Source organism: Amycolatopsis sp. H20-H5 (assembly GCF_035828755.1).
In the GTDB taxonomy this organism is placed as follows: Bacteria; Actinomycetota; Actinomycetes; order Mycobacteriales; family Pseudonocardiaceae; genus Amycolatopsis.
Map to the genome: position 1 here is coordinate 62,841 of NZ_JAYMZS010000031.1, position 19,535 is coordinate 82,375.

Here is a 19,535-nt window from a genome sequence, read left to right on the forward strand (position 1 = left end):
GGTTTCGGCGGTCATCGTCAGCCGAGAGCCTTCGCCCACTCGTCGGCGACGACCTTCTTGGCCGCGTCGATCTGGTCGTTGGTCGGGAACTTGACGTTCTCGCCGACCTCCGGCAGCGCCGCGACGGCGGCCTTGTCCGCGGTGCCCGCGGCCTGCATCTTGGGCAGCCGCGCGGGGCGGGAAAGGCCCTTGAGGTAGAGGTTCTGGCCCTCGTCGGAGTACAGGAACTCCTGCCACAGGCGCGCCGCGGCCGGATGCGGCGCGGTCTGGCTGACGGCCTGGCAGTAGAAGTTCGAATAGACGCCGTCGGCGGGCACGGCGACCTTCCAGTCGACCTTGCCCTGCAGCTTCTTGGCGTAGCCCGCCTGCAGGTAGTCCCAGTCCAGCGTGATCGGCGTCTGTCCACTCTCGACGGTCGCGGCGCTGGCCTGCACCGGAATGAACACACCGGCCTTCTTCAGGTCGGCGAAGTACTGGATGCCCGGCTTGATGTCGGCGAACGAACCGCCGTTGGCCAGCGCGGCGGCGTAGACACCCGCGAAGGCCGCGCCTGCCTTGGTCGGGTCGCCGTTGAGCGCGACCTTGCCCGCGTACTCCGGCTTCTTCAGATCTGCCAGTGTCTTCGGCGGGTTCGGCACCTTCTTGGCGTCGTAGCCGATGGAGATGTAGCCGCCGTAGTCGTTGACCCAGTTGCCTTCCGGGTCCTTCTGACTGTCCGGGATGTCGCCGAACGTCGCGACCTGATACGGCGCGGTCAGCCCGTCCTTGGCCGCGGACAGCGCGAAGGCACCGCCGAGGTCCAGCACGTCCGGCGCGCGGGTTTGGCCCTTGAGCTGCTTGACCGCGCTGATCTCGTCCTGGCTCGACCCCTCGGGGTTGGCCTCGGTGATCTTCAGCCCGTACTTCTTCTTGAAGGCGTCGAGGATCTCGCCGTAGTTGGCCCAGTCGTGCGGCAGGGCGATGACGTTGAGCTCGCCCTCCTTCTTCGCGGCTTCGACCAGCTTGTCCAGTCCACCGAGGTCGGCGGCCGACTTCGCGGTGGCCGAGGCGCCGGAATCCTTGGCGGTACCGGCACCGGAACCACCGCCGCAGGCGGTCAACGTCAGCGTCAGCGCGGTGGCACCCGCCACGAGCGCAACGAAACTTCTCTTCACTTGCTACGTCCTCCGTCTGGACACTGTGGACACTCGATGCCGAGCGAACAGTTCACGAGGGGAACGTCGTGCAGGTGAACGTGAAAAGAAGCGGCGGCGCCCACCGGGTGCACGCTGGACCGCGAAGGCTCAGCGCGACGGAACGGTTCCGGCCAGTGAGCGGAAACGGCTGTGCCCCGTGACTTCCGCCACGAGGCACAGCCTTGCGGTCGCCGATTTACGGATAGCCGACCAGGTTTGTCACCTGGTGACCGCTGTTCGACGCCGCGCCGGAATTGTTGATGACGTGGCTGATCGTGCCGGTGCCGCCGAGCGAGACGGTCACCATGTCGTGGAACTTGACCCCGGGGGTGTCCGGGACCTCGAACGCGTGCGCGGCGACCACACTGTTGTTGCCGCTGAAGAAGCAATAGCTGCCCAGGCCCCAAGCCTCGTGGCTGGTCACCGAATTGGCCACCTTGTAGGCCGCGTAGCCCTGCGTGGAACCGTTCATCCAGGCCGCCTGGTTCGGCGGGTCGTAGGGCATCTCGTTCTGGTAGAAGTACGTCCGCCCGCCGTTGCCGTTCCAGATGGTCTGGTATTTCTGGTAATGCTCCACGAACAGGCCGTACATCGTGACGTCGTTGCCGTTGACGACGAGGCCCGTGTCGGCGGTGTTGACGGTCCAGCCCACCCCGTTGGAGTGATCGGCCCGCCAGATCCACATATGGTCGCCGATGACGTTGTTGCTGTTGACCACCAGGCTCGTCGTGGCCTTCCCGACGGCGGCGCCGCCGACCCGGAAGAACACGTCGTGCAGCGAGGTCGGGTTGGCCGAGTGGTTCGCGGTCGAACCGGCCGGGCCGACCTGCATCAGGGTGTTCGAGTTGGTCGGGCCCGCGTCGATCAAGAGCCCGGCGGCCTTCACCCCGTCGACGTCGGCGACGCTCATCGCGGTGACGCCGTTGTCCGGGACGATCGTGGCCAGGCCGAGGCCCAGCACCACGGTGTCCGCCCTGGTCACCCGGATGGTGTCATTGACGTGGTAAACCCCGGGCGTGACCAGCAGGTTCTTCCCCGCCGCGAGGGCCGCGTTCATGTCCGCGGCGGTGGCGCCGGGCTTGGCGATGTAGAACTGGTCGAGCGGCAGCGAGGTGCCCGGCGCGGCGCCGTTCGCCCAGGTCGTGCCCGAAGCGCTGTTCTTGAGCGCCGGCACGAACACCTTGTACGCGCCCGCGTTGTCGATGTAGAGGAACGGCTTCTCCCGGATCACCGGCGCCTGGCCGACGGTGGTGTACGGCGGGCTGGGGAAGCTGCTGGCCGGGGCGCCGTTGACGCCGACGAAGACCATGTTCCAGTTCGAGCCGCTCCAGCTGCCGAACTGCGAGTTGCGCGAGATCCACTGCTGCTGCGAGCCGGAGCGGACCTGGCCGTCGATCTTGGAGTCGGAGATCCAGCCGCCGCTGGCCCACCCGCCGTCGTCGAGCGCGAGGTTGCCGCGAACGTGCATGCGCCGGTACGGCGCGGCCTGCGAGACGGCCCAGCGGTCGGTGCCGCCGGTCGGGTTGACCGACAAGTTCTCGGCGCTGCGCCAGAAGTTCTGCGTCGCGTTCTGCGGCGGGAACCAGTCGGCCTCGGCGTGCACGGCGCCGTTGATCGTGACGTCGTCCGGCGAGAGCCCGAGCCCGAGCACCTGGGTGTAGAACCCGACGTTGACGTCGACGTTGTAGGAGCCGGGCTTGAACAGCAGCGCGTACCGGTTCGAGCCGAACTGGTTGGTCTCCTGGCTGCCGAAGACGTTGTTGAGCTGCCCCTGGATGGCCGAGCTGGACATCGACGGGTCGAAGGTCAGCACGTTGGGGCCGAGGTCGGGAGCGCCTGGAGTGGGCGGCGTGGTCCCTCCCACGGGGCTGAGGTTGAACGACTGGGCGCCGGAGCCGTTACAAGCGTACTGCTGCAACTGCACGCTGTCCGCGCTCGACGCGCTGGGAACGTCGAGGCACTTGCCGCTGTTCCGGCTGACGAAGTGGTACCTCCCCGCGGACTCCTCGACGGCCTGCCACTGCTGGTTGACGCCACCGCCATAGGTCCACAGGTGCACGAGCCCGCCATCGGCGGTCGAGACGTCGGCGACGTCCCACACCTGCGCGGAGTTGCCACGGGCGTTGACCCGGTAGTAGCCGTCGCTGGTCGCCTGGAACTGCCACTGCTGCGACGCCGTCTGGTTGCAGGCGTACTGCTGCACGACAGTGCCGTTTGCCGTGGCGGCGGCTCGGGCGTCGACGCACTTTCCGCTGTTCAGGCTGGTGACGGTGTACCAGGTGTCCGGGGCGATCGCGGCCTGCGCCGCCGGCGCGGCGACCACGGTCAGATACCCCATGAGCACACTGAGCATCGACAACACGAGCACTGCGGCTCGCCGGGAACGTCGGCCTGACCTCATCGGAACCTCCTCTGCCGCCAAAGCGGCCCCATCGAGCAGGAAAACGACAGAGGCTGCCCGGTGGGGACACAGCGAGGGACCTCGGCGTCACAATCGGACGAAATGTAACGGCGGTCACACGGAGAGTCAATATACATCTAAAAATAAGTCCTAAATCAGCAGGTCAGAGATGGTTTCCACGGGCTACCGCTGACCGGTCCACCCCCCTGGAAACGGCCATCCGGGAGTCCTGTAACGTATGGACACACGAGATGCGGAGTTCGCCTTCGCTTCGGGGCTATGGCGCAGCTGGTAGCGCACCTCACTGGCAGTGAGGGGGTCAGGGGTTCGAGTCCCCTTAGCTCCACTTTTCGACAGACCCGTTGGTTTGGGAATCCTCCCAGGCCATCGGGTCTTTTTCGTTGCACCGAAAAACCGTCCACAATGGATTGCGCTTCAGTTACCGTTCAGTAGGTGGAGCAAAACTGGAGCAGGGCCTGACCCCGTTCGATATGGGGTCACCAAAAGTGCTCCAGGCGGTTCACCCAGCTGGGTTGTTCCATCAAGTTTTTCTGCCACCGTCGGCCTATCTAGGCCAGCGCGCCGATCGACCACAGTCAAAGGCTGCCAGCAGCAACTCTCCCTCGCATGCGCATCACAGGACCTCCGGTCACCAACGGCTAGATGACACCCTTCCGCGACCGCCAGAAGTCTCGAGCCGGCCGACGCTGCCACCAGGGCTTCGAACGGCCACGCTGGGCTCCTTCGGGGCGGTGCCAGGAACGCATCCACAGCCGACGGACTTTCAATCCCTGGGTCCAGGGTTCGAGCCCCTGGCGGCCCCACTCACGCAAGGCGTTAACGTGCAGTTTTGCACTGAGATGAATGCTGCTGGTTTAGACCAGTCGGACCCGGGCTCCTTCCGGGCTCCGTTTACTCCCGGGTGCCGCCGAAGCCAGGTAACGGATCGGCAACGGGCCCATGGCCTTTCGGTCGTATCGTCGACAGATCCACCCCCGGTCTGGAGCTGCGACAGACCCTGACATCGCCCGTCTAGCCCCTGGTTTCCACCTGGTGAACGCGTATAGAGTCCGCCGAGTGCCGCCGGAGGACTCAACCCTAAGACCCGCAAGTCAGCCGGGCTCCGAGTTCACCGTGACGGCGCCAGCTTTGGAAGGCCTCCGGCAGTGGGTGGTAGCCGCCCGCGCTGATGACCTCGATGGTCTCGCTGCTGTCACGCAACTGGACGACGCGGGTGCCAACACGGCCAACTTGTACGAGTGGCAGGCTGCTATGGCAACAGCAGACGGGCTCGCGCTCTACCGTGATGCTCTCGACGAGCAGGGTGTACTAGACCCCGGTTGCGACGACTACATCTTGTGCGAGTGGCACGAAGACTGGGTTGTAGGCAGCGGAGACCTCATGCAACTTGTCTCGGGCAAACACCGAAGCCCGGATGTAGGCGCATACACCACGGTGAACAAGTTGGCTGATGATGGCGGTGTCGCCCACCTGTTCAACCGGTGGTTCGCATTAGGGAAGAAGCCTATGTGTCGTCTCGTGACAACAGGCGGTCTCAAGGCAGGCCCCGCGCGTGAGCTTAAGACACTAACCGCTCGGCTGCGGACACTCAAAACTGACAAGCACGAGCAGGCACTTACGCCGGACGAGACTCGGGTTGTCAAGCAGCTGCGCACCGCGATCGCGACTTACGACAAGGGCACGGCTGAGCGCTGGAAGGGCGCGAACACGTACCCTGCGGTTGAGGAAAAGGACCAGGACCGCGAGGTCACGGATTTCCTCGCTTCGTTGACCATCGTCACCGTCGTGATGAACCAGGGCGTGGTCGGTGACGCGGCGCCCAGCAAGTACGTCAAACCTGTCCTAGAGAAGATGAGTCACGCTGTAGTCGACTCCGCAGCGGTGTGGAAGGCCGTGTTAGGTCTTTTCCGCGCGCGGATGCAATCACATGGGGAGACGACCTACGGTGACCTGCCCGTGGTCTTGCAGCGGGACCACAGCGGAGGTCTGGAGCCGGACGTGCGTCGGCGAATTGCCCGCCGACTCGTCACCCTCGGGGACATCCAGATCGCTATTGAGACCGCCCTCGCCATCCCAGGCGCCTATCAGTCCGTGGCGCCTGTCGCAACCATCTCCCGGGTCGAGATCAAGATGGCCCAGAGTGGGTGCTCCTCTAACGCGGTGAGCCGGGCCACTGCCCTGCGGATGGAGTACGAGGAGTACTGGCGTGACCAAGAGAGCGGAGATCCGGGGGCGCGGGTGGCGCGCAAGAACCTGGAACGGCTGCTGCGTCGGGTCAGCGACCACGCGATGGGCGATTCTGAGTTGTCCGGCCACGGGCTGTGGACTGCCGTGGACGACAAGCTAGTCGAATTACAGGAAGCGGGAGAGCTCCCGGCAGGCGTAGACAGCGAAATCGCCCTGGGCGGGCTCTGCGATCTGTCAAACCGATGTCAAATCTGGTTCGGCCCGACATTCGACATCGACGCCGTCATCGCGGGCCGTCGTTCAGAGGGGGTGACACAGCCGTGATCGACCTGGAGAAGTCTGAGCTGGCGCTACTCCGCGAGGACCTCGCTTACCACCAGGCCCGGGTCCTGCTGCTGGTCGCGGCAGTCTCCGGCGCGGACGGCCATAGCAAGAAGCTCGATGGTTTGACCAAACTGGCCAAGCTCGACTTCCTGTTGCGTTACCCAGCGCTCGGGCCCGTGGTACTCGACGAACTAGATCGGACCGACCCACGCCTGCACTTACCGCCCGACCCCGATGCCTCTCCAACCGACGTAGAAGCGCCGATGATCAGGTACAAGTACGGGCCGTGGGACGACCGGTACTACGCCATCCTCGGTGCGCTGATCGGCCGAGGCCTGCTGCGCTATGTCAAGGCCCGAAAGGGCAGCATGGCGATCGCCCCGACCCCCACAGGTCGGAAGGCTGCCGAGCGCCTGGCCAGTAGCGCCGAGTGGTCCAGTATCGCTGAGCGCAGCACCGCCATCGCGGAGGCCTCGTCCGGGCTGACCGGCCACGACCTCAAAGAACGGATCTACGACCGATTGGCTGACTTGATGGACCGCCCACACCGGCAGGAGATCCGGTGACGACACGTTTCCGACTCGATCTGGTTCGCCTCGACACCACCGAGGGCGCAGTCGAATATCGCTTTCGCTCGGACCTGACCGTCCTCGCCGGCCCTACCGGGGTCGGGAAAACCACCCTGCTCGAACTGATCAAGTTCGGGTTCGGGCTCGACGCGGCACTGGCGCCGGTCGCTCTAAAGCACATTGAATCGGTAACCATCGACGTACGAATCGGTGACACGCGACTCCAGCTTGCCCGCAGCCTCGACCGAGCCAAACGGCGTACGGTCCGGGTCACCGACTTAATCACCCAAGATCGCCTGCCCGACCACAACGTCAGCCTTGACGCGGAATACTCCGTAAACTCGTTGCTGATGACGTCATTGGGCCTGCGTGACGATCTGCGTGCCAGCTCCGAAAAGGGCAAGAAGGCAGGCAACCGCGTTACGTTCGCCGACATCCTCACCTACCTCTACATCCCGCAGCGGCAGATCAATCTCGATATTGCCTTCAGCCAAGATAACTTCCGCAATCTCAAGCGCCGCACTGTCTTCGAGTTGCTGTACGGACTCACCGATGCTGAGATCCTCGACCTGCGTGCGCAGGCCAACACCCTGACAAACGACATCGCCGTGGCCGAGGCGCGGCACGCAGCTGTTGTCGATTTCCTACACCAGAGCGGAACCAGCCAGCGCGAGGAAGCCGAAAGTCAGCTCCGCGCTGCCGAAGCGAGCGAAGCTGCAGCGGCCCAGCAGCTAACGCAACTCCGAGACGAGCTGGACCCGGTGATCGACAGCAACACACGCGCACTACGGGACTTGCTATCCGACGCCGAGCGCGGTGCCGCGGACCTCGCCGCAGTCATCGCCGACATCAACCGCCGCCAGTCCCAACTCGCCGCAGAACGCCGCCGGGTCGAGGCAGACATGGGCAAGCTCGGCCGCATGCGCGAGGCGAACCTTGTCCTTGCCAACATCGAGTTCAGCGTGTGCCCGCGGTGCATGCAGTCTTTGGAGCATCGCGAGATCCCTGCCAACGCCTGCAGGGTGTGCCTCCAGCAAGACCCGGTCAACGACAGCGCCTCCGAAGACCAGTACGAGACGAGGCAGTTGCGAGACCAGATTCAAGAGATGAGCGAACAGATCGTTGCCCTGGCCAGCCAGAGGAGGATGGTCGAGCAGACCGCGGCTGAGAAGAACCGTTTGATTGACCTGCTCAACACGCAGATCGAGCAGCGGACCGCCGAACGTATCAGCCCGCGCCTGCAAGTCTTCAGTGACGCCGCACAGGCACTGGCGAGCGCACGCAGCGAACAACAGCGCTGGGAAGCCATCCTTCGCCAGTGGGACACAGTGGCCGACCTCAGTCGACACGTGCGTACCCTCAGCTCCCAGCGCGCGCAGCTGGAATCCGACGTCAAACTGGCGCAGCAGGCGCTGGACAAGCAGCGCACCGAGGTGATCAACGCACTCAGCGAGGAATTCGACGCCACCGTCAGAGCGATCGGAATTCCCGGTGTCAACTCCGCGACTATCGATCCTAAGAAGTACTTGCCAGTCATCAACGGCGACGTGTTCTCCAAAAACAATCAGCTGGGCGGCGGCCTGACAACTACCACCCAGATCGCCTATTGGTGCTCCCTGGTCGCGGTCGCCCTGCGCACACCTGGCAGCCTCTACCCGCTGTTCCTCCTGATCGACAGCCCACGCATGGCACTCAACACGGCCACCGGCCTCAGCAAAGCGATGTACGGAAGGCTCACCACCTTGGTCGGCACCTTGCCAGGTCGACTCCAGGTGATCATCGCCGACAACGAACTACCTAAGGAATACCGCGCCAATTACGCCCAGATCGACTTCACTTACGCCACCCCGACCGTTTCCACCATTCCGCACCCCGGCCCCAACGCAGTGCAAACCATTGAAGAAAGAACATAATGCGCGAGTCGCTTCGGAGAGTCCCGACCTCTACTGAGGAGGCTCGCCTAGCCGACACGTGGTCGAACAGGGCAGATCCCACGGGGCCTGACCAGCTATAATTGCGGTCCGCGACAATGCATGTCACCCGCCATACTTGCCCTCGATTGCCCCGCCACGCGGAGGTGCCCGTTGACCAGCGACAGCGACTGCTCAGCCGAGAACCGCCTTGCGCATGAGATTCGGCGGCTGCGCTCCGTGGCGAAGTTGAGCCAGCCGCAACTCGCCAAGCAGGTCGGCTACACCCGCCAGTATGTCTCTCTGGCCGAGAACCCCGGTAAGAACCTGCCGTCAAAGGAGCTCATCGACGCCCTCGACACGGCACTCAACGCCGGCGGGCGTCTGCGGGAACTTCGGGAGCAAGCCAAGATCGAGCAGCGTGCCCGACGTCATACCGCGGCTACCCCATACGTGACTACACGTGACGGCAAGGCACAGGCCGGTAGGCCCTCACACCAGCACGGTTCTTCGTCAGGCGGCTCACCACTGGCCGGAGGCGACAACAACCGGCCCGTCAGAAAGATCAAGCTCACCGGTGCCGGACGGCTCGACGAACTCCTCGAGCATTTACGTGAGCAGAGGCACCTCCTCGTCAAGACAGACAACTTGCTCGGCCCTCGCTATGCGTTGGGGGGTGTGCTCGCCCAGCTCGGCACGGTCGAAGACCTGCTGGCGTCGGTGGGTCCGTCACAACGGCACGCGGTCGTGCAGATCGGTGCCCGGTACGCGGAATCCGCGTCGTGGCTCTACGAAGACAGCGGCGAGGTAGGCAAGGCACGCAACTGGGGCAGTCGGGCGTTGGAATGGGCGATCGAGGGAGACGACCACGTGATGACGTCGTGGACGTTGTTTCGCCACAGCCAGCAGGCAACCCCCGGAGGCAACGCAGCTCAGGTGCTCAGTCTGGTGGCGGCGGCACGTAGAGCGGTCGCCGAGCCGCCCGGCCCTATGCGCGCCGCATTTGCGCAGCAGGAAGCGCAGGGTTTCGCGTTGGACGGCGACGAAAAAGCTGCGCAGGACAAACTGGACGAAGCTCTGGGCTGGGCAACTGTCGACTCACACGGCGACGCGCGACACGGCCATGGCTCGTTCTGCACCGAACGCTACCTCGACGTGCAGCGTGCTGGATGCCTACTGACCGTGGGACGTGCGCCCAGGGCGGTAGAGCTCTACGAAGCCGCACTCCCCCGGCTGCCCAATGTCTATCGGCGTGACCGTGGCGTGGCACTGAGCCAACTGGCAAGGGCTCATGTGCTCACAGGAAATCCCGAGGCAGCGGCGGATTCCGCGACTGACGCTCTCCATATCGGGCAGGAGACTGGTTCGGTTCGTACGCTCCGCAAAGTCGAGGCCGTCGCTCGCGAACTCGAACAGTACAAGACACTCCCAGAAGTCGCAGACTTCCTCAGTGGAATGACCACAGGGCAATTCTCCTGATGGCGAGCCCGGTTGAAGAAGCTGCCATGCTCCGCGCTATCGCACTGTCCGCGTTCGGACTCGGCAGCGCCAGCCCGAACCCGCCCGTCGGGTGCGTCATCCTAGACGCACAAGGCGAGGTCGTCGGCGAAGGTTTCCATCTCCGCAAAGGCGAAGCCCACGCAGAAGTCAACGCCCTCAACGCCGCCGGGCTCCGAGCACGCGGCGGTACCGCGGTGGTGACCCTCGAACCATGCAACCACGAAGGCAGAACACCTCCCTGTCGCCAAGCCCTGATAGACGCCGGCATCCGGCGGGTGGTCATCGCCCTCATCGACCCCACGTCACGCGAGGAAGGCGGGGCGGCCCGGCTACAGGCCGCGGGCGCGGATGTCGAGCAGAACGTTCTTGGCGAGCAGGCACAGCTGGTCATCGGACCGTGGCTCACGACGCTCATTCTTCGGCGCCCCGTCGTCCATTGGACGTACGTGTCCAGCGGAAGTTTGCCTGAGCCAGAAGGAGAGATTCCCGACTCGGAACACTTGGCACTTCGCGCGCAGTTGGATGCAGTCCTGACGTCCACCGGTTACGTTGAGGAAGGAACCGTTGGCGCGCACAACGCAGATGTCTTCTCGCTTCCCAGCCTGCGCGGTCAGGAATCGAACCAGGCCTTTCTCTACGAACTCTTCGAGCGAGGCGTTCGATCCCTGCTGGTCACCGGTTACTCAAGGCTCGCCCAGTCCATCGCCGATGACGGGCTGGTCGACCAAGCCACGATCTACCTCCGACCCCAACCCATGTCAGCTATGCCCTCCGCCACGTCACTGCTGCCCCAGCATCACGGGCTCAGCTTGGCGTCGATCTCGAATGTCGGTTACTACGTCCGCGTCGGGTTCGACCGACCACCCGATCAGGGCAAGACGACTTGAGTTGGCCGGGCTCACTGCGGGACGCGACCTAATGTCCACGGGCATCTGGGCTTGCCGGAGCGACGTAAGCTCGACGCCCTTTCCGAATCTGCTGGTCAACCCCAGAGTCCTCCGCAGTGGCGCGTACCGGGCCGCAAGGTGATGCTGGAGGGTACGGGATCTGTACACGAGCTGCCGCTGCAACACATCGGAGGTGTGATCTGGCGGGCCGGGATCGCGCTCGGCATCGGGGACGATGATGCCGTCAGCGGTGTGGTCGAGTCCGATCAGACGAGTGAACAGGCCGCCCGCGATTGGGTCACCCAGATCCTGCCGGAGACCGCGTTGCCCGAGTGGGTCCTGCACCGCCCGCACGGCGCCGCCGGGGCATTCCTGCACGGCAGTGTCGAACGCGGCTACCTCACACAACACGACCACACCCTGGACTGGGAACCTGACACCGATACCCCGAGTTGGGACGCGGACCTGGTCGACATCAGCGTCCGCTGGCGCCAGGACCGGTAACCCCGACCGGCCCCTAGCCCAGGTGTTTCATGTGGTGTGATGTAGGTCTTGCCCCGAAATGCGCGAAAGTGCCTGTCCTGTAAGGGAAACTACGGATTGTCTAGGTCTGTAGTGGTCCTCACGGGAAGGCACTTCGCGGGTGAAGCGTAGCAAGCGGTCGATGCGGGTCAAAGTCAGCGCGGATGGGCGTGGTGTGGTGTCGCATGCCGGGGTGGGGATGCTGCGGGAACTGGCCCGCGACACCGGCCTGGTCGAAGAGGTGACCACGGTGTTGGCCGATACCTATGCCGGTCCGTGGGTGCATGCGCCGGGGCAGGTGTTCGCGGATATGGCGGTGGCGATCGCCGACGGCGCGGACTGTGTCTCCCATGTCGAGGTCTTCGGTGACCGGCACCAGGTGTGCGGGCCGGTGGCCAGCATGCCCACCACGTGGCGGATGCTCGACAAGATCGACGACGAGCATCTCCCCGGCGTGCTGGCCGCGCGGGCAGCGGCACGGGAGCGGGCGTGGGCCGCGGGTGCCGCCCCGGACCTGACCGGGCTACTGGACATCGACTTCGATGCCACCATCACCATCTCCCACTCCGAGGACAAGGAAAACGCGGCCAAAACCTGGAAACGGACATTCGGGTTCCATCCGTTGCTGGCGTTCCTGGACCGCCCGGAGGTCTCCGGCGGTGAAGCATTGGCGGGTCTGCTGCGAGCGGGTAACGCCGGGTCGAACACCGCGGCCGACCACATCACGGTGCTCGAACGCGCACTGGCGTCGCTACCGGCGCATGCCCGCCCGCATCCGGGCGTAGCGGACTCGGTGCGGGTGGTGGCTCGTTCGGACTCCGCCGGCGCGACCCATGCCTTCGCGCAGGCGTGCCGGGACCGGGGCGTGTGGTTCTCCTTCGGATTTCCGGTGGACGCCCGCATCCAGGCGGTGGTTGACCAGGTTCCCGAGCAGGCTTGGGAATCGGCCATCGACCGTGACGGCGGGATCCGAGGTGGCGCCTGGGTCGCCGACATCACCGGGATGCTCGACCTGCAGACGTGGCCGAAGGGAGCGAAAGTCATCGTGCGTGCCGAACGCCCCCACCCCGGTGCGCAGTTGACATTCACCGATGTGAATGGACATCGGATCACCGCGTTCATCACCGACATCGCTGACGGGGTCATCCCCGGGCAGACCGCCGGCACGGAGTTGCACCACCGCCAGCACGCCCGGGTGGAAGACCGCATCCGCCAAGCCAAAGCAACCGGGCTGCGGAACCTGCCGTGTCGAGGGTTCGCGGAGAACACTGCCTGGCTCGAGACGCTGCTCGCCGCGACCGATCTGGTGTGCTGGGCGAAAATCCTCGGTTTCGCCGACACACCAGTGTTGGCTCGCGCCGAGATCGCCACATTCCGTAACCTGGTCCTGCACGTGGGTGCCCGGATCACTCGTGGTGCCCGCCAGGTCCGGGTCCGTATCGACGAAACCTGCGCTTACGCCGAGGCAATTGCCGTGGGCTGGTTGAAGATCCGCGCTGCCTTCACCTGACCCGCAACCCCTGTCCCTACGACCCGAAAGAACCCCGGAGCGGCCGACATGAGCAGATCGGCCGATCACACGCGCCCACATCCAGAAACACCCACGGCAAGATCAACAAATCTGAAACAAGATCAACTCAATATCACACGAAAGGCCAAGGCTAGCCCTCACTAACGTCGGCAACCACCAATTCTACCGACTCGATCAGCCCAAACCCCCTCACAGCCACGACCATCGACCACCACCAGTATCGGGCCACCCCACTCGACTGCTACACCCTCCGCCCCGACACGTGCACGGCCAACGCGCCCTCATACCGCCGACCTGGTGCTCACAGGATTGATCACATGGCCTGCGCCCGCTTCTTCCGACCGGCGGTCACCAACGACAAACTCCTCGAACAACGCACCTGGCTCCTCGAACACCTCAGCCGCTAACCGGCAAGGGCGGCTGGCCTATCTGCCGTTTCGGACACGGCCAGCCACGCGTCTGTATCGCCCGCGTCCGGACGACCGATCCGGCCCACCAGGCCAGTGAAGGCCGTTACTCCTGCGCACAGCGAAGACTCCTTCGCGTCTTTAGCGCTAGGCTCCAGACCAAGGGCCCCGGCACCCCTCCCCCTCGTTGCCGGGGCCCTTGCTTCGCAGCCGCTGTGGCTCGCTGAGCTACATGTGGTTCGCGGGTCAACTGCGAGCTCGCTCGCCGTGTTGGATACTGCTCACATGGCCGACACGGCGAGCCCGGAATCCACCCCCGACGTTGTGACAGGCCCAAACGATACGGAACCGGAACCCACACCGCTTTTTGACGACGTCATCCGAGGTCGAGCTATGGCACCTGGCATCGAAGCTGAACATCCGCCAGGCGCAAAGCACCGTGAACCGGGCCGATAGTGCTGACCGTGGACCTCACGCAGCTGTCCAAGAAGATCGCCCACTTCAACGTGTGTCGACCTTTCCCGGAGTCCCGGTGCTCGGCCGTTCACGTCGACCGCGAGACTCTCGACATGTTCGCCGAGTCACGGCCTGATGTCCTCGCACCGCGGCCCGTCCCTTAGTCCCGCTCGGCTCACCCTCGCTGGGCGTTCAGGTATGGACTGTTCGCTGTGCGGCTGGTCAAATGGGGTGAACTCCGATGCGAATCGGCTAATGATGTCCAGGTGGGCTTGCGCTGTCTGCGCCCTGGAACGTTAGAATTCACCTACAGTGGAGTACAGGGTTACGCCAAACGGCACAGTGTGGCCGGCCGGCAGGGCTGACAATTCTGTATTCTGCGTACGTTCCAGCGAGAGAAAGTCGCAGGCCGGGCATGACCCACGACTTCCCCTCGCCTCTTCAAGCTCTGTGCCAGGCGAGGTACAGCAAGACTGCACCTAGCACGAGGCCCAGGACGGCGGCCCCGGTCACTGTGAAAGTGACCGGGCCAGCCACTTTCACAGTGAAGTGAATGCGCCTGCGTGCCACCGGGATCACCTCCCTCCTGTGGCGTCCTCGGCCCCGAAGATCAAGTCCGAGAACGCCATCGGCGAAGGTGCTGAAAAGGACATTAGCCAGACGAGGCCTTGTTGCACACCAACACCCCGAGGTGCGATATCGGGCTCTGTAGTCGTAACCGCCCGTTGACGTGCACGTGAGAGTGAGAGGAAGCCTTCACCTAAATGCCCGAAGCATGATCGGTTAGAAAACCAAAAAACTGATCGTCCAGATGGCGTAACTTAGTACATCTGAATGGTCTCCACTGGACCTGACTCGTTGTCCCGTAGGACCAAGTGGGTGATTCCGCGCTGCGCATCGCAAATCCACCGATCGGGTAACCCCCGGCTATCGCAGCACTGGCAGGCCCCGACGTCCGGCAGGAGTGACTGCTCGCCTAGACGCGCTCGCTCGTATGGGGGTGTCGGCTTTGGTCCCGGTAAACTACCGGACATCACGCTCACGACGCCGCGCTCTGACGGGGGCCATCACTGATGACCACCCGTCGTCGTAGCCACCTTTCCGAGGCTCCGCCGCCCGACCGCTGGCCTACCTAACGCTAGCCGGAGCAGTCAGCGACGAGATCGAGGTGGTAGGTGCGAAGGAGCTCCCGCTACGAGAGCCTCGACCACGATCTGCACGCGCCCGCGGCCCTGAGGCTCCCCGATACGGGGATGGCGTTCATGCACCGTCACACGGCAGACTACGCCGATGGCGGACGACGACGAGTTCGGCAACGACTGAATTCTGGCGCTCGCACCTTGGCGAGAGATCGAGTCCGGGGCCCAACACGGGCTCACCCCTGATCAACGCGCGGTGACGCGGAGATCGAGTCTCTGTTGTCTCGCCGGCCCTCATCGAAGAGTGATCCGCAACGACCCAGGGCGCCTTCTTCACCACGACGGACCTCAACGCGCAGATCCTCGACCTGGCGGCCACACTCGAGGCCGACGGCATCACCGGCCTGCCGCCACGAAACGCGCTGGTCGTCAAGAACTGCGCGGGTGTCCAGATCGGCAACTGGAACTCCCAGACAAACATTCACAAGTTCCAGGTCGAGAAAGTGCGCGTCACCTTGGACAAGGCACTGGCTCGGCAGCTGGCGGCCAGCGTGCCGGCAGCTCCACAGGTTGAGAACGATGCAATGACGATGGCTCGTCATCTGGGCCTCTCCAGCCCCTGCGTAGTAGCTCGAGAGTTGATCTCTCGGCCGTTGCCGCTTGCGCCAGATAGTGTCGCAGCGGCGGTAGCCCCGGGAATTCACAACTGGTGGCACGCCACAGCCGTTCGGTGTCCAACGTGGCGGTCGCGCATGCAGATGGGCCCCACGCCGTGAGGCCCATCTGTGATACTGAGTCCGACCGGGCCGGTGGGCCGAGTTAAGTTGGTAGTTGCAGGCGAGCGTAATGGCGCTATATGAACTCAGCACCGCATTTTGTAGACGTACCGGATAGCCTGACGTCGTCCACTGTCGGACTGCCCAGCACGCCGCGTGGATGGCCGCCAATGCGACCGCCGGCTCCTATTCCGCGATGCGGTTACTCCTCCTCACTAGCTTAGTCGGCACTATCAGCGAGAGCAGCGCCAAGAGTACGGGTCGGCGGCGTTGAGCAATGTCGCGTACGCACCCCCGCCGTACTGGTTGGAGCAAGCAGCGTTGACGTTGATGCCGACCTGGTAGCCCCACGGCGCGCGACAGCGCCAGCTGTAAGCGTTGTGCGCGTCGGTGACCACCGCGGCCAGGCCCATGCCCGGGTTCTGGACGTTGCATGCTCGCTGCATGTCCACACCGCCGATGATTGCTGCGCTAGCTGGCGCCGCCGTGAGGATCGCCGCGGCAGCCATTCCTGTCAGGCCGACCGTCACAGCGGCCGTGCGCGACACCGCCTGGCGGTTGGCGGGACGCGGGTAAGGACCGGTGTTCTTCATGGGAACTCCTCCACTTCTCATGGCAGCTCATTGCTGCACGCCAACCGTGGCAGCGCGACTGACACATCTCCATCGCTCGCCGAGTGACAAGATTCGCCTGGATCCTCATCGAGGGACCGCGCAACAGAGTGGTTTTTCCAGGTTTGGCTGAAGCGACGAAAGTTTGGAGGATGATGACTAGATGTCCCAAGCAGAGCCCGGAAGGTCAGCCCGCCTTCGTGTCAACGGTGAGACAACGCTGGTGCTGCGGGAGGCGTTCCACAAGATTGAGGCGAACTACCGCAATGATCACTATGGTCTCTACGACTACGTTCGCGCCGTGATGAGCAAGATCGTGCCGCTGGATCACTTTTACATCGGCTTCTTCCACGGCGCAAACCGCGTCCGCTACCCCTACGGCTACGACAGCGGCGTGTACACCGACCCGGCTTCGCACACGTACGGGCCCCACGGCCAGGCCGCCTGGCTCATGAAGCACCGTCAGACTTACCGGATGCAGTACGATAAGGGGGCGGCCCTCAACGCTGGCGTCGCTTCTGGTGACACTAGCCGAGCCTCGGCCGATGCAGTTACCACCCCGCTGTTTCGTCGCGGTGGTGACGATAGGTCGGCAGTGTTCGGCATGATGTCTATGCAGAGCTACCAGTCGAGCACGTTCGACGACAACTCTGTGCGAGCCTTCGAGTGGCTGGCAGATCTGGTTGCTCGCGTGCTGACGAAGGAGTCGGACGACCTCGATGCGCTTCGTCGGTTACCCGCAGATGTTGACGGGGCTCCTCCGTTGGTTACAGCCGATCACATCGTCGAGTTCCTCTCCTCACGTGTGGCAGATGTACGACAACAGGCGCAAGACGCACTTGCCGCGCCTGATACAGGTTCGATGCGAGAGTCACTGCAACGCATCGTAAACGACTGCCAGCAGCTCCAATCGGATTTGGTTGAGTTGACACTCAACGTCGATAACGGGCCCGAGGAGCGATTCAGGTCGCTTACAGCCGCTGAGCAAGGCGTTGCGGTACTTCTCAGCAGCGACATTCGGAACGAGCAGATCGCGGGCGAACTCGGTATTAGCCTTCACACTGTCAAAACACACGTCCGCAATATCCTGGCAAAATACAAGATGAGCGGGCGCGGTGCCGTGGCCGAGGACGTCAGGAAGCATCTGGCGCGTTGATACTTCGGTTTCCAGTAGCGCAAGACCGAACGTGCCCGGTTTGACGGACACCCGAGGTCAGTGGCGTGTCTCTTCGGCGGGATGTCGTTCGTCATGGATGACTATGGGCGAGAAGAAGCCTCGACCTCGTCCTTCGTCCAACGCCGAGATCGTCGAGCTGTGCGGTTGTGATGGTCGGTCCACGGGCCAGGTCGCGGAGGATTTCGACCTGATTGAAACCGCCGTGCTTCGCCAGCGAACGTGGCAAGGAGACGGGCGGCTATGTCCATCGCGTTGCGGGTGGTCCTGGCGCGCAGCTCAGGGTTGACCAGCCTTGGGTCGGGCACGGCCACTGGCCGGCGAGTCCCGCACGATGTCAAGTCGCGCCCATCCAACGCCTTCTCGGCGTCCGGGTCGAGCAGCAGATCAGGCACGCAGATCTCCTTCTTGGTGGTCACCCCCGGCCGTCCGCGCTGCTTCCGGGCCGGTCACGTAGGGTGTCCGTCCGTGTGACTTTCGACGAAAATTTTGACATGCGTAACCCGGTCGCCACCAATCGGTTCGTATATGGGCGCGATCCCATTTGCAGTGATGAAACGTGTGCTACTGGCTCACCTCGGTGGTCTTGAAGGACTGAGTGGGCACCTCTGTGGCCGAGTTCATCAACCCGCACCGGCGTTGGTCGGAGCTGGAACGCATCGCCTCCGGCCGCGCCCCCCGCACCCGGCGCCGCGGACGAGGCACCGGTGTCGCGCAAACGCGAGGGCGACGCCGGACGCCTCGCCGACCTGCAGGACCTGCGTGGTGACGACGACGGCGGCTCCAGGATCCGGGTGCCGTATGCGGAGCTGCCCTGCCATTCCAACTTCAGCTTCCTCGACGGGCCAGCACCCCCGAACAGCTCGGGGAGGAAGCCGCCCGCCACGGCCTCGACGCCCTCACTCTGACCGACCATGACGGGATGTACAGCACGGTCCGATTTCGCCGAGGCCGCCCGCAAGCTAGGCATCCGTGCCGGCTATGGCGCCACGGTCACCCTCGATGTCACCGAACCCCAGAACGGCGTCCCCGACCCCGCCGGGGAGCACCTACTGGTCATCGCGTTCGCCCAGCTGTCCAGCGCGGCGAAGAACGGCGTGCCGCCGCCCACCAGGACCGGCGCGGTGGCCAGCACATACTCGTCAATCAGTCAGGCCCGCATGGCCGCTCCGGTCAGCGTCGAATCGACCGCATGGCGAAGGGGAACGTACAGGTCGGCGGAGCTCGATTTCGCGCAGGTATCGCGATGAAAAAACCAACCCCGCTAGATTTTTGCAGTATTTCCACGACGCAATACCGCACCTTACATGCACAGATTCGACAAGATGCGACTCGAAGAGTGTTTATTTCCATCCAAAAATCCTAGTTCACATCACAAAGCAATAAACTAATTCGCAGATTGGGTTAGCGCCGTTCATCCTGTCTGTCCAGCGTGTACACCGGAAGGACGGGAATCCGGGTCCGCAAACGGGGAGGCATGCGCATGAAGCTGCTCGGGTTCATCGCCGTCATCGGCGGCGCCGATCCGACGGACCCTCTCGAAAGTGACAACGCCGCCCGGCACTTCATGGTTGGGTTCCTCATCATCGCCGTGGCGACATGGGCGTTCGGCGCGTCCCTTCTCACGTTTCACAGCAGCTTTCACGGCACCTGGGTGACAGCCGCGCTGTTCGCCGCGCTTTTGGCCGGAATCGTCTTTTCCATCGACGTCCTGATCACCGTCTCGCCCCTCAAAGACGAAAGAGCTCGTTCACGCTTCAAGGTGCTGGCGATCCGAGCTGTCGTAGCTATTCAGCTGGTTGGTGGCGGTTGGTGGCCGATGAGGTCCGTCTGAGATGATCTTGTGGTGTCGGATCCTGCTTCGCTCGCAGCGCTGGTCGAGCAGTTGCTCGCGCGTGTGACCGAGTTGGAATCTACGCTGGCACAGCGGGATCTGGTGATCGCC

The 19,535-nt window shown here is 63.9% G+C and carries 13 protein-coding genes, 1 tRNA gene and 1 pseudogene; 11 read left to right on the top strand and 4 right to left on the bottom strand.

All coding sequences use genetic code 11. The features are described from left to right. Positions 1–17: 17 nt before the first annotated feature. Together QMK34_RS19225 and QMK34_RS19230 are read right to left on the bottom strand one after the other, a co-directional pair. Complete coding sequence (locus QMK34_RS19225; protein WP_326415472.1) at positions 18–1,154, bottom strand: ABC transporter substrate-binding protein; 1,137 nt, start codon at positions 1,152–1,154, stop codon at positions 18–20. A 217-nt stretch (positions 1,155–1,371) separates the two neighbouring features. Further along, positions 1,372–3,576, bottom strand: a complete 2,205-nt coding sequence (locus QMK34_RS19230) for an RICIN domain-containing protein (RefSeq protein WP_326415473.1) — start codon at positions 3,574–3,576, stop codon at positions 1,372–1,374. Positions 3,577–3,849: 273 nt separating this feature from the next. Here QMK34_RS19230 and QMK34_RS19235 point away from each other — a divergent pair. The 8 genes from QMK34_RS19235 (at position 3,850) to QMK34_RS19270 (ending at position 13,006) form a co-directional block, all read left to right on the top strand. Then, positions 3,850–3,922: transfer RNA gene (locus tag QMK34_RS19235), tRNA-Ala, on the top strand. Positions 3,923–4,653: 731 nt separating this feature from the next. After that, positions 4,654–6,108 (top strand): hypothetical protein, encoded by a 1,455-nt coding sequence (locus QMK34_RS19240; protein ID WP_326415474.1) that lies wholly within the window; start codon positions 4,654–4,656, stop codon positions 6,106–6,108. Then, positions 6,105–6,674: a hypothetical protein gene (locus QMK34_RS19245; RefSeq protein ID WP_326415475.1), complete on the top strand. Its 570-nt coding sequence runs from the start codon at positions 6,105–6,107 to the stop codon at positions 6,672–6,674. Before QMK34_RS19240 ends, QMK34_RS19245 begins: the two co-directional genes overlap by 4 nt. Beyond that, positions 6,671–8,590, top strand: a complete 1,920-nt coding sequence (locus tag QMK34_RS19250; RefSeq protein ID WP_326415476.1) for an AAA family ATPase — start codon at positions 6,671–6,673, stop codon at positions 8,588–8,590. The genes QMK34_RS19245 and QMK34_RS19250 overlap by 4 nt, the downstream gene beginning before the upstream one ends. Positions 8,591–8,761: 171 nt before the next feature. After that, positions 8,762–10,066, top strand: a complete 1,305-nt coding sequence (locus QMK34_RS19255) for a helix-turn-helix transcriptional regulator (protein WP_326415477.1) — start codon at positions 8,762–8,764, stop codon at positions 10,064–10,066. Beyond that, positions 10,066–10,974: a bifunctional diaminohydroxyphosphoribosylaminopyrimidine deaminase/5-amino-6-(5-phosphoribosylamino)uracil reductase RibD gene (gene ribD / locus QMK34_RS19260; RefSeq protein WP_326415478.1), complete on the top strand. Its 909-nt coding sequence runs from the start codon at positions 10,066–10,068 to the stop codon at positions 10,972–10,974. The genes QMK34_RS19255 and ribD overlap by 1 nt, the downstream gene beginning before the upstream one ends. Before the next feature lie 141 nt (positions 10,975–11,115). Next, positions 11,116–11,478 (top strand): hypothetical protein, encoded by a 363-nt coding sequence (locus tag QMK34_RS19265; RefSeq protein WP_326415479.1) that lies wholly within the window; start codon positions 11,116–11,118, stop codon positions 11,476–11,478. A 139-nt stretch (positions 11,479–11,617) separates the two neighbouring features. Continuing rightward, complete coding sequence (locus QMK34_RS19270) at positions 11,618–13,006, top strand: IS1380 family transposase (protein ID WP_442785175.1); 1,389 nt, start codon at positions 11,618–11,620, stop codon at positions 13,004–13,006. A gap of 3,032 nt (positions 13,007–16,038) precedes the next feature. Here QMK34_RS19270 and QMK34_RS19275 read toward each other — a convergent pair. After that, entirely contained in the window at positions 16,039–16,398 is a 360-nt protein-coding gene (locus QMK34_RS19275) for a hypothetical protein (RefSeq protein ID WP_326415481.1), read from the bottom strand. A 241-nt stretch (positions 16,399–16,639) separates the two neighbouring features. On the opposite strand from QMK34_RS19275, the gene QMK34_RS19280 reads away from it, so the two are divergent. After that, on the top strand, positions 16,640–17,572 hold the full coding sequence (locus tag QMK34_RS19280; protein WP_326415482.1) for a LuxR C-terminal-related transcriptional regulator: 933 nt from the start codon (positions 16,640–16,642) through the stop codon (positions 17,570–17,572). 725 nt (positions 17,573–18,297) lie between these two features. Beyond that, entirely contained in the window at positions 18,298–18,498 is a 201-nt protein-coding gene (locus tag QMK34_RS47870; protein ID WP_442785176.1) for a hypothetical protein, read from the top strand. Positions 18,499–18,569: 71 nt separating this feature from the next. On the opposite strand, the pseudogene QMK34_RS19290 reads toward QMK34_RS47870, so the two are convergent. Beyond that, a pseudogene (locus QMK34_RS19290) lies at positions 18,570–18,773 on the bottom strand (hypothetical protein); the annotation flags it as partial. Between the two features lie 300 nt (positions 18,774–19,073). On the opposite strand from QMK34_RS19290, the gene QMK34_RS19295 reads away from it, so the two are divergent. Then, complete coding sequence (locus tag QMK34_RS19295; protein WP_326415484.1) at positions 19,074–19,424, top strand: DUF4407 domain-containing protein; 351 nt, start codon at positions 19,074–19,076, stop codon at positions 19,422–19,424. The last annotated feature ends 111 nt before the right edge of the window (positions 19,425–19,535 follow it).